This is a genomic window from Micromonospora marincola (assembly GCF_056150385.1).
Genome location: NZ_JAXCFT010000001.1, coordinates 816,847 through 832,582 on the forward strand (window position 1 = coordinate 816,847; position 15,736 = coordinate 832,582).

General features: G+C 72.9%; 14 protein-coding genes. 9 read left to right on the plus strand and 5 right to left on the minus strand.

All coding sequences use genetic code 11. The annotated features are described in order from the left end of the window. Positions 1 to 13: 13 nt before the first annotated feature. The 5 genes from SM450_RS03900 to SM450_RS03920 form a co-directional block, all read right to left on the minus strand. A complete protein-coding gene (locus SM450_RS03900) occupies positions 14 to 544 on the minus strand; it encodes a DinB family protein (RefSeq protein WP_474618237.1) in 531 nt (176 codons plus the stop codon). Between the two features lie 67 nt (positions 545 to 611). Then, positions 612 to 1,100, minus strand: coding sequence for a universal stress protein (locus SM450_RS03905; RefSeq protein ID WP_474618238.1), 489 nt, complete (start codon positions 1,098 to 1,100; stop codon positions 612 to 614). A 4-nt stretch (positions 1,101 to 1,104) separates the two neighbouring features. Then, a complete protein-coding gene (locus SM450_RS03910) occupies positions 1,105 to 2,724 on the minus strand; it encodes an MDR family MFS transporter (protein WP_474618239.1) in 1,620 nt (539 codons plus the stop codon). A 112-nt stretch (positions 2,725 to 2,836) separates the two neighbouring features. Beyond that, on the minus strand, positions 2,837 to 3,262 hold the full coding sequence (locus tag SM450_RS03915; protein ID WP_474618240.1) for a MarR family winged helix-turn-helix transcriptional regulator: 426 nt from the start codon (positions 3,260 to 3,262) through the stop codon (positions 2,837 to 2,839). A 13-nt stretch (positions 3,263 to 3,275) separates the two neighbouring features. After that, positions 3,276 to 4,988 carry an alkaline phosphatase D family protein gene (locus SM450_RS03920; RefSeq protein WP_474618241.1) on the minus strand — a complete coding sequence of 571 codons (1,713 nt, stop codon included), beginning with the start codon at positions 4,986 to 4,988 and terminating at the stop codon, positions 3,276 to 3,278. 148 nt (positions 4,989 to 5,136) lie between these two features. Here SM450_RS03920 and ftsY point away from each other — a divergent pair, with 148 nt between their 5' ends. From ftsY to SM450_RS03965, 9 genes are all read left to right on the plus strand, one after another. Then, positions 5,137 to 6,318: a signal recognition particle-docking protein FtsY gene (gene ftsY / locus SM450_RS03925; protein WP_474618242.1), complete on the plus strand. Its 1,182-nt coding sequence runs from the start codon at positions 5,137 to 5,139 to the stop codon at positions 6,316 to 6,318. A gap of 8 nt (positions 6,319 to 6,326) precedes the next feature. After that, entirely contained in the window at positions 6,327 to 7,190 is an 864-nt protein-coding gene (locus SM450_RS03930) for a phosphotransferase (RefSeq protein WP_474618243.1), read from the plus strand. Positions 7,191 to 7,355: 165 nt separating this feature from the next. Further along, on the plus strand, positions 7,356 to 8,756 hold the full coding sequence (locus tag SM450_RS03935) for an ammonium transporter (RefSeq protein WP_474618244.1): 1,401 nt from the start codon (positions 7,356 to 7,358) through the stop codon (positions 8,754 to 8,756). Between the two features lie 25 nt (positions 8,757 to 8,781). After that, a complete protein-coding gene (locus SM450_RS03940; RefSeq protein ID WP_174537509.1) occupies positions 8,782 to 9,120 on the plus strand; it encodes a P-II family nitrogen regulator in 339 nt (112 codons plus the stop codon). 17 nt (positions 9,121 to 9,137) lie between these two features. Next, positions 9,138 to 11,402, plus strand: coding sequence for a [protein-PII] uridylyltransferase (locus SM450_RS03945; RefSeq protein WP_474618245.1), 2,265 nt, complete (start codon positions 9,138 to 9,140; stop codon positions 11,400 to 11,402). Between the two features lie 230 nt (positions 11,403 to 11,632). Continuing rightward, positions 11,633 to 12,766 (plus strand): sensor histidine kinase, encoded by a 1,134-nt coding sequence (locus tag SM450_RS03950; RefSeq protein WP_474618246.1) that lies wholly within the window; start codon positions 11,633 to 11,635, stop codon positions 12,764 to 12,766. Then, positions 12,763 to 13,419, plus strand: a complete 657-nt coding sequence (locus SM450_RS03955; RefSeq protein ID WP_474618247.1) for a response regulator transcription factor — start codon at positions 12,763 to 12,765, stop codon at positions 13,417 to 13,419. The genes SM450_RS03950 and SM450_RS03955 overlap by 4 nt, the downstream gene beginning before the upstream one ends. Before the next feature lie 108 nt (positions 13,420 to 13,527). After that, positions 13,528 to 15,081 carry a signal recognition particle protein gene (gene ffh / locus SM450_RS03960; protein WP_474618248.1) on the plus strand — a complete coding sequence of 518 codons (1,554 nt, stop codon included), beginning with the start codon at positions 13,528 to 13,530 and terminating at the stop codon, positions 15,079 to 15,081. 70 nt (positions 15,082 to 15,151) lie between these two features. Beyond that, complete coding sequence (locus SM450_RS03965) at positions 15,152 to 15,733, plus strand: Uma2 family endonuclease (RefSeq protein WP_474618249.1); 582 nt, start codon at positions 15,152 to 15,154, stop codon at positions 15,731 to 15,733. Positions 15,734 to 15,736 lie beyond the last annotated feature (3 nt).

A 15,736-nucleotide genomic window follows, 5' to 3' on the forward strand; every position in this document is an offset into this window, starting at 1 on the left:
ACATAGTGGCCGGTCAGGAGCCGGTGACGCCGTCGAGGCGTTCCCGGATCAGGTCGGCGTGGCCGTTGTGCCGGGCGTACTCCTCGATCATGTGCAGGTAGACCCAGCGGAGGCTGATCTCGCGGGTGCCGCCGTCGCGCCGGGTGTGCTGGAACGTGTGCTCAAGCGGCAGGTCGGCCACCGCCAGGTCGGCCGCCTCGATCTCGGCGTGCAGGGTGGCGAACGCCTCGGCCGGGTCGGCGTCGGCGATGTCGTTGAGATCGGCGTCCGGATCCTTGCTGTAGTCGTACATGTCGGGCAGGTCCAGGCCGGCCGCGTGGTGGCGGAACCACCAGCGCTCCACGTCGGCCATGTGCCGCACCAGCCCGAGCAGGGTCAGCCCGGAGGGCTCGACGCTGCGGGTGCGCAGTTGTTCGGCGGTCAGCCCGGCACACTTGTGCCGCAGCGTGTCGCGGTGCAGGTCGAGCCAGCCTTGCAGCATGGCGCGCTCGTCGGCGACGTAGGGCTCGTGGCGACGGTCGACTTCGGGTGCTCTCCAGGTCATGATGCCGGATGTTAAGCGGGGGCCCCGGTACAACGCTATGCGTTAAGCGGGGGCCCCTCCTTACACCTCAGGGGACGACGACGACCGGCCAGCGGCCGGTGCGGACCAGGCGGGTGGCGACCGAGCCGACCAGCTTGTGACCGGCCTGCTCGGAGGAGCCGACCACCACCAGGTCGGCCCGGTGCTCGTCGGCGGCCCGGCACAGCTCGGCGTACGCGTCGCCGCGCCGGCACAGGAACGTCACCGGCAGGTCCAGCTCCTCGGCCCCGCGCCGGCACTCGGCCCGCAGCTCGTCGGCCAGCTCGTCGTGGGTCTGCTGCACCGCGCCGGCCACCACGCCGGACATGATCCCGCTGTACGGGGGTGGCGAGCTGACGAACACCACCACCAGTCCGGCGCCCTGCCGGCGGGCCAGCCCGGCGGCGTAGGCGGCGGCCCGCAGCGAGGTGCGGGTGCCGTCCACGCCGACGAGCACCACCCGGGGCCCGTCGGTGCCCCGCTCGAACGGCATCGGCCGGGCCTGCGGGCCGTACCGCTCACGCTCCGGTGCGTCCATCGTCTCAGTCCCGCCCTCCGGTCCGGATCACCACCGCGTCGTTGCCGGCGGCCTCTGTCGACTCCCGCTCGACCTCGCCCGCGACCGGGTCGCTGTTGGTGCGGCGCAGCGGCACCTCCCGGATCAGCACCACCGCGATCAGGGCGAGCAGCCCGAACGGTGCGGCGGCGAGGAAGATGTCGCCGGCGCCGTGCCCGTACGCGGACTCCACCACGGCGCGGATCGGCGCCGGCAGCGCGTGCACGTCCGGCAGCGCGCCGCCGCCACCCGAGCTGGACGCCGGTACGCCAAGCCGGCTCAGTCCGTCGGCCAGGTAGCCGGTCACCCGGTGGCCGAGCAGCGCGCCGAGCGCGCTCACGCCCACCGCGCCGCCGAGGCTGCGGAAGAAGGCCACCACCGAGCTGGCCGCGCCGAGCTCGTGCGTGCCGACGGTGTTCTGCACGGCCAGCACCAGGTTCTGCATGGTCATGCCGAGGCCGAGGCCGATGAGCGCCATGAAGATCGCGAGCCGCCAGTACGGCGTGTCCTGGCGCATGCTGCCCATCAGCGCGAAGCCGGCGGTGAGCAGCGTCGAGCCGGTCACCAGCCAGCGCTTCCAGCGGCCGGTGTTGGTGATGATCCGGCCGACCACGGTGGAGGCGACGAGCAGGCCGCCGATCATCGGCAGTGTCATCAGGCCGGCCATGGTGGGGCTCTCCCCGCGGCTGATCTGGAAGTACTGCCCGAGGAAGACCGAGGCGCCGAACATGCCGACGCCGACCGCGACGCTCGCGACCACGGCGAGGGTGATGGTGCGGTTGCGGAACAGCCGCGGCGGAATCATCGGCTCGGCGGCACGCTGCTCGACCCGGACGGCGAGCGCCCCGAGCAGGATCGCGCCGGCCACCATGGCCGCGCTGGTCCAGGAGATCCAGTCGTACTTGTCGCCGGCCAGGGTGATCCAGATGAGCAGCACCGAGACGGCGGCCGTGATGAGGGTGGCGCCCCACCAGTCGATCGTCACCTTGCGCTTGACCACGGGCAGGTGCAGCGTCCGCTGGAGCACGACCAGGGCCAGCACGGCGAACGGCACGCCGACGTAGAAGCACCAGCGCCAGCCGAGCCAGTCGGTGTCCACGATCACGCCGCCGATCAGCGGGCCGCCGATGGTGCCGACCGCCATCACCGCGCCGAGGTAGCCGCTGTACCGGCCGCGCTCGCGCGGGACGATCATCGTTGCCATGATCACCTGGGCCAGGGCGGTGAGGCCGCCCGCGCCGACGCCCTGCACCACGCGGCAGGCGATCAGCTCGCCCGTCGTCTGGGCCTGCCCGGCCAGCACCGAGCCCAGCACGAAGACCACCAGGGCGAGCTGGACCAGGATCTTCTTGCTTGTCAGGTCCGAGAGCTTGCCCCAGATCGGGGTGGTCGCGGTGGTCGCCAGCAGCGTCGAGGTGACGACCCAGGTGTACGCGGACTGGGTGCCGTGCAGGTCGGTGATGATCCGCGGCAGCGCGTTCGAGACGACCGTGGAGGAGAGGATCGCGACGAACATGCCCAGCAGCAGGCCGGAGAGCGCCTCCAGGATCTGCCGGTGGGACATGTCGACGGCGGTCGCCCGGGTGGGCGCGGTCGCCTGCGTCATCGTGGAGTGCCTCCGAAGGGGAAAGGTGGAGCGTTGCCTCGGGCAACCGTATGGGTTGGTTGCCTAAAGCAACAACTGCGAGTGGTGCGCGTCCTATTCCCTGAGGAGCAGGTCAGAACGTCTGGTTGAACCGGTGCATCAGCCGGGCGAAGTCCGCCACGTCCTCTTTCGGCCAGTTCTCAAGCGAACGCCGGATCTGCCCGAGGCGGGCCGCCCGCGCCCCGTCGAACCGCCGGGTGCCCTCCTCGGTGAGGCTGAGCTGGGCGGCCCGCCTGTCGCTCGGATCCGGATCGCGCCGGACCAGGCCCAGTGCCTCCAGGCCGCCGATCTGCCGGCTCAACGTGCCCTTGCCGATGCCCAGCTTCACAGCCAGGTCGGTGAGCCGGATCTGCCCGGAGCGGCGCAGCCACAGCAGCAGCCCGTAGGCGTTCGGCTCCAGGTTCGGGTGGACCTCGCGGGCGATCTCCCAGGACAGCGCCCGGCCGCGACGCAACAGCGCGGTCAGTTCGTCTTCCACGGCGCGCAGCGGCTCGTCCACGGTCAGAGGATAGTCATTCCCCGTCGGTGAGCTGCTGGCGCGCCACCGGCCGCAACTCGCCCCCGCTCGTGGTGCCCTCGATCACCACGGCGGCCGACCGGCCCCGGTGGGTGAGCGTGGCCACCGCGTTGCCGAAGTAGGGCCCGGCCAGCTTCCGCCACCGCACCAGCGGCCGGCGCACCCCGGCCGACCGGGCCAGCGCCCGCGTCGCGCCGGCCGGACCCGGGCTCCAGCCGAGCGTCATCAGCGGACGCATCGCGGCCGGCACCTGGTTGTGGATCGGCGAGCAGGTGAGCTGGTGCACAGGCGTGCGGACGCCCCGGTCGGCGAACCGGGCCCGGGCCACGTAGGAGTGGTGCACGTCGCCGGAGAGCACGCTTATCGAGGCCGGGCGTGGATACGCCGGGCCGGCGCCCACCCGGGCGCCGGTGCGCGCCGCGCCGCCGCTGCCCAGCCGGGCGAACACATCGCCGAGCGCGTCGAAGGAGCGCCGGAACGCCGCCCAGTGCTCCAGGTCCAGAGCGCGGCGCAACCGCTCGGCCAGGCCGGCCACCCAGGGCCGGTCGGAGTCGGCCAGGCGCTCGTTCCACGCCTCCACGTGGTGGATGCCCGGCGGCATCAGCCACGGCAGCGACGTGCCCACCACCAGGTGGTCGTAGGCGCCGTGCGCCTGGTCCAGGAACCAGGACCACTCGCCCGGCGGCAGCATCGCCCGCTGGCCCGGCAGCAGCACCCGGCTGGACCGGTTGTCGAGCATGACCAGGCGGGTCCGCCCCAGGTCCAGCGCGTAGCTCCACTGGTACTGCACGGCCCGCCAGCGCTCGGTGTCGTGCGCCAGGTCGGCCTCGGTGTCCACCCGCTCGCCGAACTCGTGCAGCACGCCCGTGGCGTCCTCGGCGGCCGTCACCTTCGCGTACAGCGGGTCGGCGGCGATCTCGTCCGGGCTCAGGTTGCCCAGGTGCTGGTAGACCCAGTAGGAGGCGAGGCCGCTGCGGATCCGCTCGGCCCACCACGGCTGCTCGCGCATGTCGTCCCGCCAGGACGCCGAGGTGTTCCAGTCGTCGATGACCTCGTGGTCGTCGAAGATCATCACGCTCGGCACGGTGGAGAACAGCCAGCGGATCTCCGGGTCGCGCCAGGACTCCAGGTAGAGCTTCGTGTACTCGTCGAAGCTCACCACCTGGGTCGCCGGGGCGTCCTTCGGCCGCCGCCGGCGCCGCTTGAGCAGCTTGCGCACCGTCGGCGAGGTCTCGTCGGCGTAGACCTGGTCGCCGAGCAGCACCAGCAGGTCGGGCAGCGCGACCTCCTCGGGCGCGGCCATCACCCGCCTGGCGTACGCGTCGAGCGCGTCCGGCGGCAGCTTGCGCGCGGTGGAGTGCTGGGTGGTCTCCCGGCAGGAGCCGAAGACCAGGTTCACCGGCTGGTCGCCGTCGTCGGCCGCCCGGGTGCGGATCACGCTGGGCGGGAAGTCGCTGTTCGGCAGCGGCCAGGCCACCTCGTCGTCGACAAGCACCTCGTAGCGGGTGGCGGCGCCCGGGGTGAGCCCGGTCACCACCACGAGCGCGTAGTGGTGGTCGTACGCGGAGAAGGTGGGCGCGCTGCCGCCCGCGCCGTCGGCCGTGCGGACGGTGACCACCGCGGGCGCGCTCGTCTCCACCCAGATCGTCGCCCGCGTGTCGACGACCCGACGCAGCAGCGGGCCGATGAGCAGGCGGGAACCGGGCACGACGCTACCTCCGACAAGATCGTTTCGGTGTCTTCCTACCCGGCCGGCGGTTGCGGCGCGCCGTCCAGCAGCGAGCGTACCCGCAGGTTGTTCGCGTGCCGAGGCGGTGAGTGGGACGCCGTCGCCGGCATCTGACAGGATTTCGGGCATGAAGGAATACCTCCTCGTCGCTCTCGCCCTGCTCGGCGTGCTCATCATCGGCGGCCTGAGCCTCGTGGTGCCCCGGCTGCGCCGGCGCCCGGAGCCGCCGCTGCCGCGCACGGAGGTCGACACCCGCACCGAGGAGGATCTGGCCGGCCCGCCGGTGGAGGCGCCCGAGGCGGAGGTCGGCGCCGGCGTGGTCGTCGAGGCGCCGCCGGTCGAGGCGCCCCCGCTGGAGGTGCCCGAGCCCACCGCCGGCCGCCTGGTCCGGCTGCGCTCCCGGCTGTCCCGTTCCCAGAACGCCTTCGGCAAGGGCCTGCTCGGCCTGCTCAGCCGGGACCGGCTCGACGAGGACACCTGGGAGGAGATCGAGGACAGCCTGATCACCGCCGACGTCGGCATCGACTCCACCCGGGAGATCGTGGACCGGCTGCGGGAGCGGACCCGGGTGCTCGGCACCCGCACCGGCGTCGAACTGCGGACGCTGCTCGCCACCGAGCTGGTCAACGCGCTCGACCCGAGCCTGGACCGGTCGCTGCGGACCGCCCCCAAGGAGGGCGTCCCGGCGGTGGTGCTCGTGGTCGGGGTCAACGGCGCCGGCAAGACCACCACCTGCGGCAAGATCGCCCGGGTGCTTGTCGCGGACGGCCGCAGCGTGCTGCTCGGCGCGGCCGACACGTTCCGGGCCGCCGCCGCCGACCAGTTGGAGACGTGGGGCGGCCGGGTGGGCGCGGAGACGGTCCGCGGGCCGGAGGCCGCCGACCCGGCAAGCGTCGCGTTCGACGCGGTCAAGCGCGGCATCGACGTCCGCGTCGACACCGTGCTCATCGACACCGCCGGCCGGCTGCAGAACAAGGTCGGCCTGATGGACGAGCTGGGCAAGGTCAAGCGGGTGGTGGAGAAGCACGGCCCGATCGACGAGACGCTGCTGGTGCTCGACGCCACCACCGGCCAGAACGGCCTGGAGCAGGCGCGGGTGTTCACCGAGGCGGTGAACGTCACGGGCGTGGTGCTCACCAAGCTCGACGGGACGGCCAAGGGCGGCATCGTGATCGCCGTGCAGCGCAAGCTCGGCATCCCGGTGAAGCTTGTCGGCCTCGGCGAGGGCAAGGACGACCTGGCCCCGTTCGACCCGGCGCAGTTCGTCGACGCGCTGCTCGGGACCGAGCCGCTCGGCCGGGACGCGTAGCCTCTCCCGTGACGAACGACGATCGCGCCTACGCGGGGTGGCGCGACCCCAACCACCCGGCGCCACGCCTCGGGAGACCGTACGTGACTTCGCAGGAGATCCCGCTGCACGGCGGGAACGTGAGCACCGTGGTCCGGGTGGGCGACACGGTCCGGCGCAACGCCGGCCCCTGGACGCCCTCGGTGCACGCGCTGCTGCGCCACCTGGAATACGTCGGCTTCACCGGCGCCCCGCGCGCGCTCGGCATGGACGAGCGCAACCGGGAGGTCCTGTCCTACCTGGAAGGGGAGTGCGGGGAATACCCGCTGGCCCCGCACTGGGTGACCGACGAGGCTCTGGTCACCGTGGCCACCATGCTGCGGATGTTCCACGACGCCCAGTACGGTTTCACGCCGCCGCCCGGCGCGGTATGGCGCTCGTTCGGGCCGCCCCCGCCGGACACCGAGGTCATCTGCCACCACGACGCCGCGCCGCACAACGTGATCTGGCGTCCCGACGGCACGCTCGGGCTGATCGACTTCGACCTCGCCTCGCCCGGCGCCCGCATCTACGACGTGGCGTACGCGGCATGGACCTGGGTGCCGATCTTCTCCGACCGGGACTCGATCACGCTCGGCTGGAAACATCCCGACCGGCCGCGCCGGCTGCGCCTCTTCGCCGACGCGTACGGGTTGATCCCGCGGGACCGGCACCGGCTCATCCGCACCATCCGCAAGCGCATCGTCGACCATGTCGAGGGCATCCGGCGGATGGCCGCCGCCGGTGAGCCGGCGTTCGTCCGGATCGTGCACAAGGGCCACCTCCGCCGGCCGATCCGGGACCTGCGTCTGCTCGACTACGAGCGCCACCATCTGGAGTACGCGCTGCGCTGAGCAAGATCGAGGTTCTTCACACGCCGGAAACAACCCGTCACGTGTCGGAAATCGAGCGGTGTCGGTGCCGGAAACAGCGGCCGACCAAGCTTCCGCGCAACCGGCGGACGGGCGACGCTGCCCCGGAAGCCGCGAAGGAGGGAACTTCACTTTTAGGAGGCCAGCGTGCCTGAAGCACCGACGATCGACGGCGGCAACACCGTATGGCTGCTGGTTTCGACCGCTCTCGTGCTGCTCATGACCCCCGGCCTGGCGCTGTTCTACGGCGGTCTGAACCGGTCCAAGGGCGTGCTCAACATGATGATGATGAGCTTCTCGGCCATCGGGCTCATCTCTGTTCTGTGGTGGTTCTACGGTTTCAGCGTCGCGTTCGGCAGCGACGTCAACGGGCTCTGGGGTGACCCGGGCGCCTACCTCGGCACCAAGACCTTCCTCGCCGAGACCGACCTCTGGGGCGCGACGGCGGAGAACCCCAGCGGCATCGGCATCCCGCTCTACGTGTTCATGGCGTTCCAGATGGTCTTCGCGGTGATCACTGTCGCGCTGATCAGTGGCGCCATCTCCGACCGGGCGAAGTTCTCCGGCTGGCTGCTGTTCGCGTTCGGCTGGGCCACCCTGGTCTACTTCCCGGTCGCGCACTGGGTGTGGGGCGGCGGCGTCATCGGCGCCAAGCTGCACGCGCTCGACTTCGCCGGCGGCACCGCGGTGCACATCAACGCCGGTGCGGCGGCGCTCGGCGTGGCGTTGGTGCTCGGCAAGCGGGTCGGCTGGCCCCGTGAGGGCATGAAGCCGCACAACATCCCGCTTGTCGCGCTCGGCGCCGGTCTGCTCTGGTTCGGCTGGTTCGGTTTCAACGCCGGCTCCGAGCTGACCGTCGACTCGGTGGCCGGTCTCGCGTTCCTCAACACCCAGCTCGCCACCGCCGCGGCGGTGCTCGGCTGGCTGCTGATCGAGCGGATCAAGGACGGCCGCCCGACCATGGTCGGCGCCTCCTCCGGCGCGGTGGCCGGTCTGGTCGCCATCACGCCGGCCTGTGGCTTCATCGCGCCCTGGGCGGCGGTCCTGCTCGGCGGGGTCGCCGGTGCGGTCTGTGCGCTCGCCATCAGCCTGAAGTACAAGCTCGGCTACGACGACTCCCTCGACGTGGTCGGCGTGCACTTCGTCGGCGGCTGGATCGGGTCGCTGTGGCTCGGCCTGTTCGCCACCAACTCCGTCAACAGCGCGATCGGCGACGTGATCGGCGCCTCCGACGGCCTGTTCTACGGCGGCGGCGTGACCCAGCTCGGCCGGCAGGCGCTTGCTGGTCTCATCGTCACCGTCTGGTCGGGCGGCGTCGCCTGGCTGCTCGCCTTCGCGATCCAGAAGACGATCGGCTTCCGGGTGCCGGCCGAGGCCGAGGTCGACGGCATCGATGTCGCCGAGCACGCGGAGAGCGCGTACGACCTGTCGCCCACCACGGGTAGCAGCGCCGGTGGCGCGTTCGCCATGGCCGGGATCGGCGGCACCAGGCCGACCTCGGAGCCCGCCGACGAGTCCGCGCCGGTAAGCGAAAAGGTCGCCGGTTAACGTTCCTGGGATGGAGGGGTTGGACATGAAGCTGGTGACCGCGGTCATCAAGCCGTACCAGTTGGACGCGGTGAAGGAGGCCCTGCACGCGCTCGGCGTGGCCGGGCTGACCGTCAGCGAGGTTCAGGGCTACGGCCGGCAGAAGGGGCACACCGAGGTCTATCGGGGTGCGGAGTACACGGTGGAGTTCCTGCCCAAGATCCGGGTCGAGGTGCTCACCGACGAGATCGACGTGGACAAGATCGTCGACGCCATCGTCGGCGCCGCCCGAACCGGCAAGATCGGCGACGGCAAGGTCTGGGTGACAGGCGTCGAGGAGGTCGTCCGGGTACGTACCGGCGAGCGCGGGCTCGACGCCCTCTGAGCACGGAACCCGCCGACGTGACCTCGTTGACCACGGCTACCGGCCCCGGTGGGGGCGGCGTGTCCGCGGTCAACGAGGTCGTCGGCGTCCCCGGAGGCGTCGGCCAGGCGGCCCGGTCCGCCCGGGCCGACGCGCTCGACGCCTGGCTGCGTCGGATCTTCCCGGGCCGGGCCGGCGTCGCGCTCGTCGCGGTGGGCGGCCTGGGCCGACGCGAGTGCGCCCCCTACGGCGACCTCGACCTGGTGCTGCTGCACGCCGGGGTGCCCGGCATCGACGAGCTGGCCGCCTCGCTCTGGTATCCGATCTGGGACGCCGGGCTGCGGCTCGACCACTCGGTGCGGACCGTCGCCGAGGCGCTGTCGGTCGCCCAGGACGACGTGAAGGTCGCGCTGGGCCTGCTCGACGCGCGGCACGTGGCGGGCGACCCGGCCCTGACCGATCAACTCGCCCGCACCGCCACCGATCACTGGCGGCGCACCGCGATCCGGCAGCTACCCGGGCTCCGCGAGATCACCGCGGCCCGCTGGGAGGCCCACGGCGAGCTGGCCTTCCTGCTGGAGGGCGACCTCAAGGAGGCCGCCGGCGGGCTGCGTGACGTCGGCATCCTGCGCGCCATCGCCACCGCCGGCGTCACCGACGCGCTCCGCCCGGCCGTGTACGCCGCGCACCGGCGGCTGCTTGACACCCGCGACGCCCTGCACCAGCAGGTCGGGCGACGGGTCGACCGCCTGGTCGCCCAGGAACGCGACGGCGTGGCCAAGCAACTCATGCTCGACGAGGGGGACGCGCTGCTGCGACTGGTGGCCGGCGACGCGCGCACGGTCCGCCACGCCCTCGACGACGCCTGGCGGGCCGCCGACCGGATCCGCTCCGGCCGGCACCGCGCCGCCCCCGGCCGGCCGCTGCGTCGCCCGGTCGCCCGCGACGTCGTCGAGCAGGACGGCGAGCTGGTGCTCGCCCGGACCGCGATCGGGGCCCGCCCCGACCCGAGCCTGTCGCTGCGGGTCGCCGCCGCGGCGGCCACCACCCGGCTGCCCATCGCGCGCGCCACCTGCGAGTGGCTGGCCGCCTACTGCCCACCGTTGCCCGCACCCTGGCCACCGGCCGCCCGGGCCGCGCTCACCACCCTGCTCGGCGCCGGCCCCGGCCTGGTGCCGGCGTGGGAGACCTGCGACAGGTACGGGCTGATCGACGGCTGGCTGCCCGAGTGGACCCGGCTGCGCAGCCTGCCCCAGCACAACCCGGTGCACCGGTTCACCCTGGACCGGCACCTGGTGCAGACCGCGTACGAGGCGAGCCGGCACACCCGGGACGTGGAGCGACCGGACCTGCTGCTGCTCGGCGCGTTCCTGCACGACATCGGCAAGGGACTCCCCGGGGACCATTCGACCGTCGGAGCGCCGCTGGCCGAGGCGGTGGCCGCCCGGATCGGGCTGCCGCCGGCCGAGGTGGCGATGATCGGCGCGCTGGTCCGATTGCACCTGCTGCTGCCCGACGTGGCCACCCGGCGGGACCTGTCCGACCCGAAGACGGTCGCCGGTGTCGCCGAGCGGGTCGGCGACACCACCACCCTGGAACTGCTGCACGCCCTGGTCCGGGCGGACGCCGCCGCCACCGGCCCGGCCGCCTGGTCGGGCTGGAAGGGCCGGCTTGTCGCCGAGCTGGTCTCCCGGGTGCGCACCACGCTCGACACAGGCGTGGTGCCCGCCCCGCCGGCCCCCGACCCGGCGCTTGTCGCCGGGCCGCTGCCGGTCGTACACCTGGGGGAGGACCGGGTGTCGGTGGCCGCCGCCGACAGGCGTGGGTTGCTCGCCACGGTGGCCGGTTGCCTGGCGCTGCACCGGCTCGAGGTGATCTCCGCGGACGCCGCCACGGTCGACGGGCGGGCCCTGGTCGAGTGCCTGGTGCAGCCGCGTTACGGGCTGGCCCCGGACCCGATCGCGCTCAGCGCCGACCTGCGCCGCGCGGTGGCCGGCGACGTCTCGGTCATCCAACGGCTGCGCGGTCGGGCGCTCGCGGCCCGGGGCCGGGGCGCCGCGCCCCGCGTCGTGTGGCACCGGGAGGCGGCCACCGACGCCGTGCTGCTGGAACTGCGCGCCGCCGACGCGGCCGGCCTGCTGTACCGGGTCGCGTGCGCGCTCGACGAGGCCGGCGCCCAGGTGCGCGCCGCCCGGATCTCCACCCTGGGCGGCGACGTGGTCGACGCGTTCTACCTGATCGGCGGCTGGCCCCCCGACGAGCAACGCGCCCGCGTCGAGGCCGCCGTCCTCGCCGCCGTGTAAGGCGGGGCCCCCGCTTAACGCTTCCGGTAGAGGCGGGGCCCCCGCTTAACAACCGGGGCGCGCGGTACGCCCGCTGACGTACGCCGGTAGCCGCCGTCGGGCCGACGCGCCGGAGGGCCGACCGCGGGACCCTCGGGGCATGAACCTGCGAGTGTGGACGCGGCGGTCGGCGTGGGCGCTGCCGCGGCCGGGCATCGGCCGGACATCGGCTGGGCGGCCGGGACGGGGGCGTGGACGTGGATCGCGGGCGCGGCGACCGGCAGCGGTGGCTCCTCGACGTGCTGCTCGGCCTGGCCCTGCTGGCGATCGGTCTGGTCGGCACCGCGCCGGCCGGCCTGAACCAGGGCGTGCACGCCGCGCCGGTCGCCTACCCGCCGGTCGTGGTGGCGGCGCTCGCGGTGACGGTGCGCCGGCGGTGGCCGCTGCCCACGCTGGCCGTGGTCGCCGCCGCGGCCACCGCGTACCTGATGCTCGGCCAACCGTACGGTCCGATCCTGCTGTCGTTCCTCGTCGCGGTCTACACGGTGGCCGCGCACCTGCCGGTCCGGGTCGCGGCGGTGGCCGGCGCGGCCGTGCTTGCGGCGCTGCTGGCGTACGTCTTCGTCGGCGTGCGCCCGCCCGGCCTGGTCGGTCTCATGCCGGTGGCCGCCTGGTTGGTGGTGCCGCTCGCGGTCGGCGTCACCGTGCGGCTGAGCCGGGAGGCCGCCGCCCGGAGCCGGACCGACGAGGCCCGGCGGCTGGCCGACGCGGAGCGGCTGCGGGTGGCCCGGGAGGTGCACGACGTGGTGGGTCACGGGCTCGCCGCGATCCACCTCCAGGCCGAGATCGCGCTGCACCTGCTGGCCCGCAGGCCCGAGCAGGCCGAGGTGGCGCTCACCGCGATCAGCCGGACCAGCAAGGAGGCGTTGGACGAGCTGCGGGTCACGCTGACCGTGGTCCGCCGCGAGGAGCCGGCCGACGAGCGCGCGCCGGCGCCGGGGCTGGGCCAGCTCCCGCAGTTGCGCGAGCGGCTGGCCGGCGCCGGGGTGCCGGTCACCGTCGAGACGGCCGGGGAGCCGCGTCCGTTGCCGGTGGCGGTGGACCTGGCCGCGTACCGGGTGGCGCAGGAGGCGCTGACGAACGTGCTGCGGCACGCCGGGCCGGCCACCGCGACGGTTCGCGTCGGATACGCGCCGGGCGAGCTGACCGTCGAGGTCACCGACACCGGCCGGGGGCCGGCGACCGGGCCGGGCCGGACCGGCGGCTTCGGCCTGGCCGGCATGCGCGAGCGGGTCACCGCGCTCGGCGGTACGTTCAGCGCCGGGCCGGCCGCGCCCGCCGGTTTCCGGGTGTACGCCACGTTGCCCACGCAGGAGGTCGCATGATCCGCGTGCTGCTCGCCGACGACCAGGACCTGGTCCGGATCGGGCTGCGGGCCCTGGTGGACAGCGAGGACGACCTGACCGTCGTCGGGGAGGCCGCCGACGGGCTGGCCGCCGTGGCGGTGGCCCGCCGGGAACGCCCGGACGTGGTGCTGATGGACGTGCGGATGCCCGGCGTCGACGGCATCGAGGCCACCCGCCGCATCGTCGGCGACCCGGCGCTGGCCGGCACCCGGGTGGTGGTGCTGACCACGTTCGAGCTGGACGAGTACGTCTTCGACGCGCTCCGGCACGGGGCGAGCGGTTTCCTCACCAAGGACACCCGCCCGGTCGAGTTGCTGCGGGCGATCCGTGTGGTCGCCGAGGGGGAGGCGCTGCTGTCCCCGTCGGTGACGCGCCGGGTGGTCCGGGAGTTCGCCACCCGGCCGGCCCGGGTGCCGCGCCCGCATCCCCGGCTCGGCGCGCTCACCGACCGGGAACGTGAGGTGGTGGGGCTGGTCGGGGAGGGGCTGAGCAACGCCGAGATCGCCGGCCGGCTGGTGGTCAGTCCGGCGACCGCGCGTACCCACGTCAGTCGGGCCATGGTCAAGCTTGGCGCGCGGGACCGGGCGCAGCTCGTGGTCTTCGCGTACCAGTCGGGCCTGGTCGTCTCCTGACAGCCGGCCGGGTCGGAGCGGAGCGGGAGGCGGCGGGCTACCCTAACGGTGGGCTGGACAGCCGGCCCGGCCGCTGTGCCCGCCGATGACGACAAACGGGATGTTCGCGTGTTTGACACCTTGAGTGACCGCCTGTCCGGGATCTTCACCAAGCTCCGTGGCAAGGGCCGGCTCACCGACGCCGACATCGACGCCACCGCGCGCGAGATCCGGATGGCGCTGCTGGAGGCCGACGTCGCCCTGCCGGTGGTCAAGGGCTTCATCACGGCGGTGAAGGAGCGGGCCCGCGGGTCCGAGGTCTCCCAGGCGCTCAACCCGGCCCAGCAGATCGTCAAGATCGTCAACGAGGAGCTGATCAACGTCCTCGGTGGCGAGGGCCGGCGGCTCCAGTTCGCCAAGAACCCGCCGACGGTGATCATGCTGGCCGGCCTCCAGGGTTCCGGCAAGACGACCCTCGCCGGCAAGCTGGCCCGCTTCCTCAAGGGCCAGGGGCACCAGCCGCTGCTCGTCGCCGCCGACCTCCAGCGTCCCAACGCCGTCGGGCAGCTCCAGGTGCTCGGTGGCCGGGCCGGCGTCGAGGTGTACGCCCCGGCGCCCGGCAACGGCGTCGGCGACCCGGTGCAGGTCGCCCGCGACTCGATTGAGCACGCCCGCCGGGCCGCCCGCGACATCGTCATCGTGGACACCGCCGGCCGGCTCGGCATCGACGCCGAGATGATGCAGCAGGCCGCGAACATCCGCGACGCGGTCCAGCCCGACGAGGTCATCTTCGTCATCGACGCGATGGTCGGTCAGGACGCGGTCCGCACCGCCGAGGCGTTCCGCGACGGTGTCGGCATCACCGGCGTGGTCCTCTCCAAGCTCGACGGTGACGCCCGCGGTGGCGCCGCGCTGTCGGTCCGGGAGGTCACCGGCCAGCCGATCCTGTTCGCGTCCACAGGCGAGAAGCTTGAGGACTTCGACGTCTTCCACCCCGACCGGATGGCCAGCCGGATCCTCGGCATGGGCGACGTCCTCACGCTGATCGAGCAGGCCGAGGCGGCCTTCGACTCCGATCAGAAGGAGAAGATGACCGCCAAGCTGATGGGCGGGGAGACCTTCACGCTTGAGGACTTCCTCGATCAGCTCATCGCGGTCCGGCGGATGGGCCCGATCGCCAACGTGCTGGCCATGATGCCCGGCATGGGGCAGATGAAGGACCAGATCGCCGAGCTTGACGACAAGCACTTCGACCGGGTCACCGCGATTATCAGGTCGATGACCCCGACCGAGCGCACCAACCCCAAAATCATCAACGGGTCGCGGCGGGCCCGCATCGCCAACGGTTCCGGCGTCACCGTGATGGACGTCAACCAACTGCTCAACCGTTTCGCCGACGCGCAGAAGATGATGAAGCAGATGGGCGGCATGATGGGCCTGCCCGGCGGCGGCCGGCGCAAGGCGACCAAGTCGCCGAAGAACAAGCGCAAGGGCACGAAGGGCGGCAACCGGCCGCGTACCGGGGCCGGCGCGGCGGGCGGCTTCCCCGGCGGCATGCCGCAGCTCCCGCCGGGCCTGGACCCGGGCGACCTGGCCGGCGGCCAGGGCCTGCCCCCGGGCTTCAAGCTGCCGAAGATCGACTTCAACAAGCTCGGCAAGGGCGGCGACAAGGGCCCGCGCTGACGCGTGTCGGTGACGGTGGGCGACGTCAAACTTTCGTAGAGTGATGTCGTCCCCCTGGAAGGAGATGTCAATGACCGCGGCCCCGATCCTGCCGGAGCGGCACGAGTGGACGGTCGACGACCTCGGTGACCTGCCGAAGGACCTTCCGTACGAACTGATCAACGGAAGGTTGATCGTGCCGTCCCCCACCGCCCTGCACCAGGAAATCTGCGTCGAACTGCTGCTCGCGCTGCGCACCAACTGCCCGCCGGAGTTTCTGGTGACCATCGACCTGTCCATGCGGGTCGACCGCCGCAACGAGCCGCGGCCGGACGTGGTGGTGATCCGGCGCAAGCACGCCGGCCGCTCACCGGTCCCGATCGAGGACACGCTGCTCGCGGTGGAGGTCGTCTCCCCGACGTCGCACTTCCGCGACCTCTACGACAAGGCGAAGGTCTACGCCCGCGCCGGGGTCGCCTCCTACTGGGTGGTGGACCCGCAGCAGGAGCGGATCGCGCTCACCGAATACACGCTCGGCGGCGTCGCCCGCGAGTACGAGCAGGTGACCCACACCGAGGACCTGTTCGTCACCGAGCGGCCGTGGAAGGTCTCCGTCGACCTGCCGGCCCTGACCGCGCGCCGCAACGACCTGCTGGCCGGCGCGGACGAGTGATCG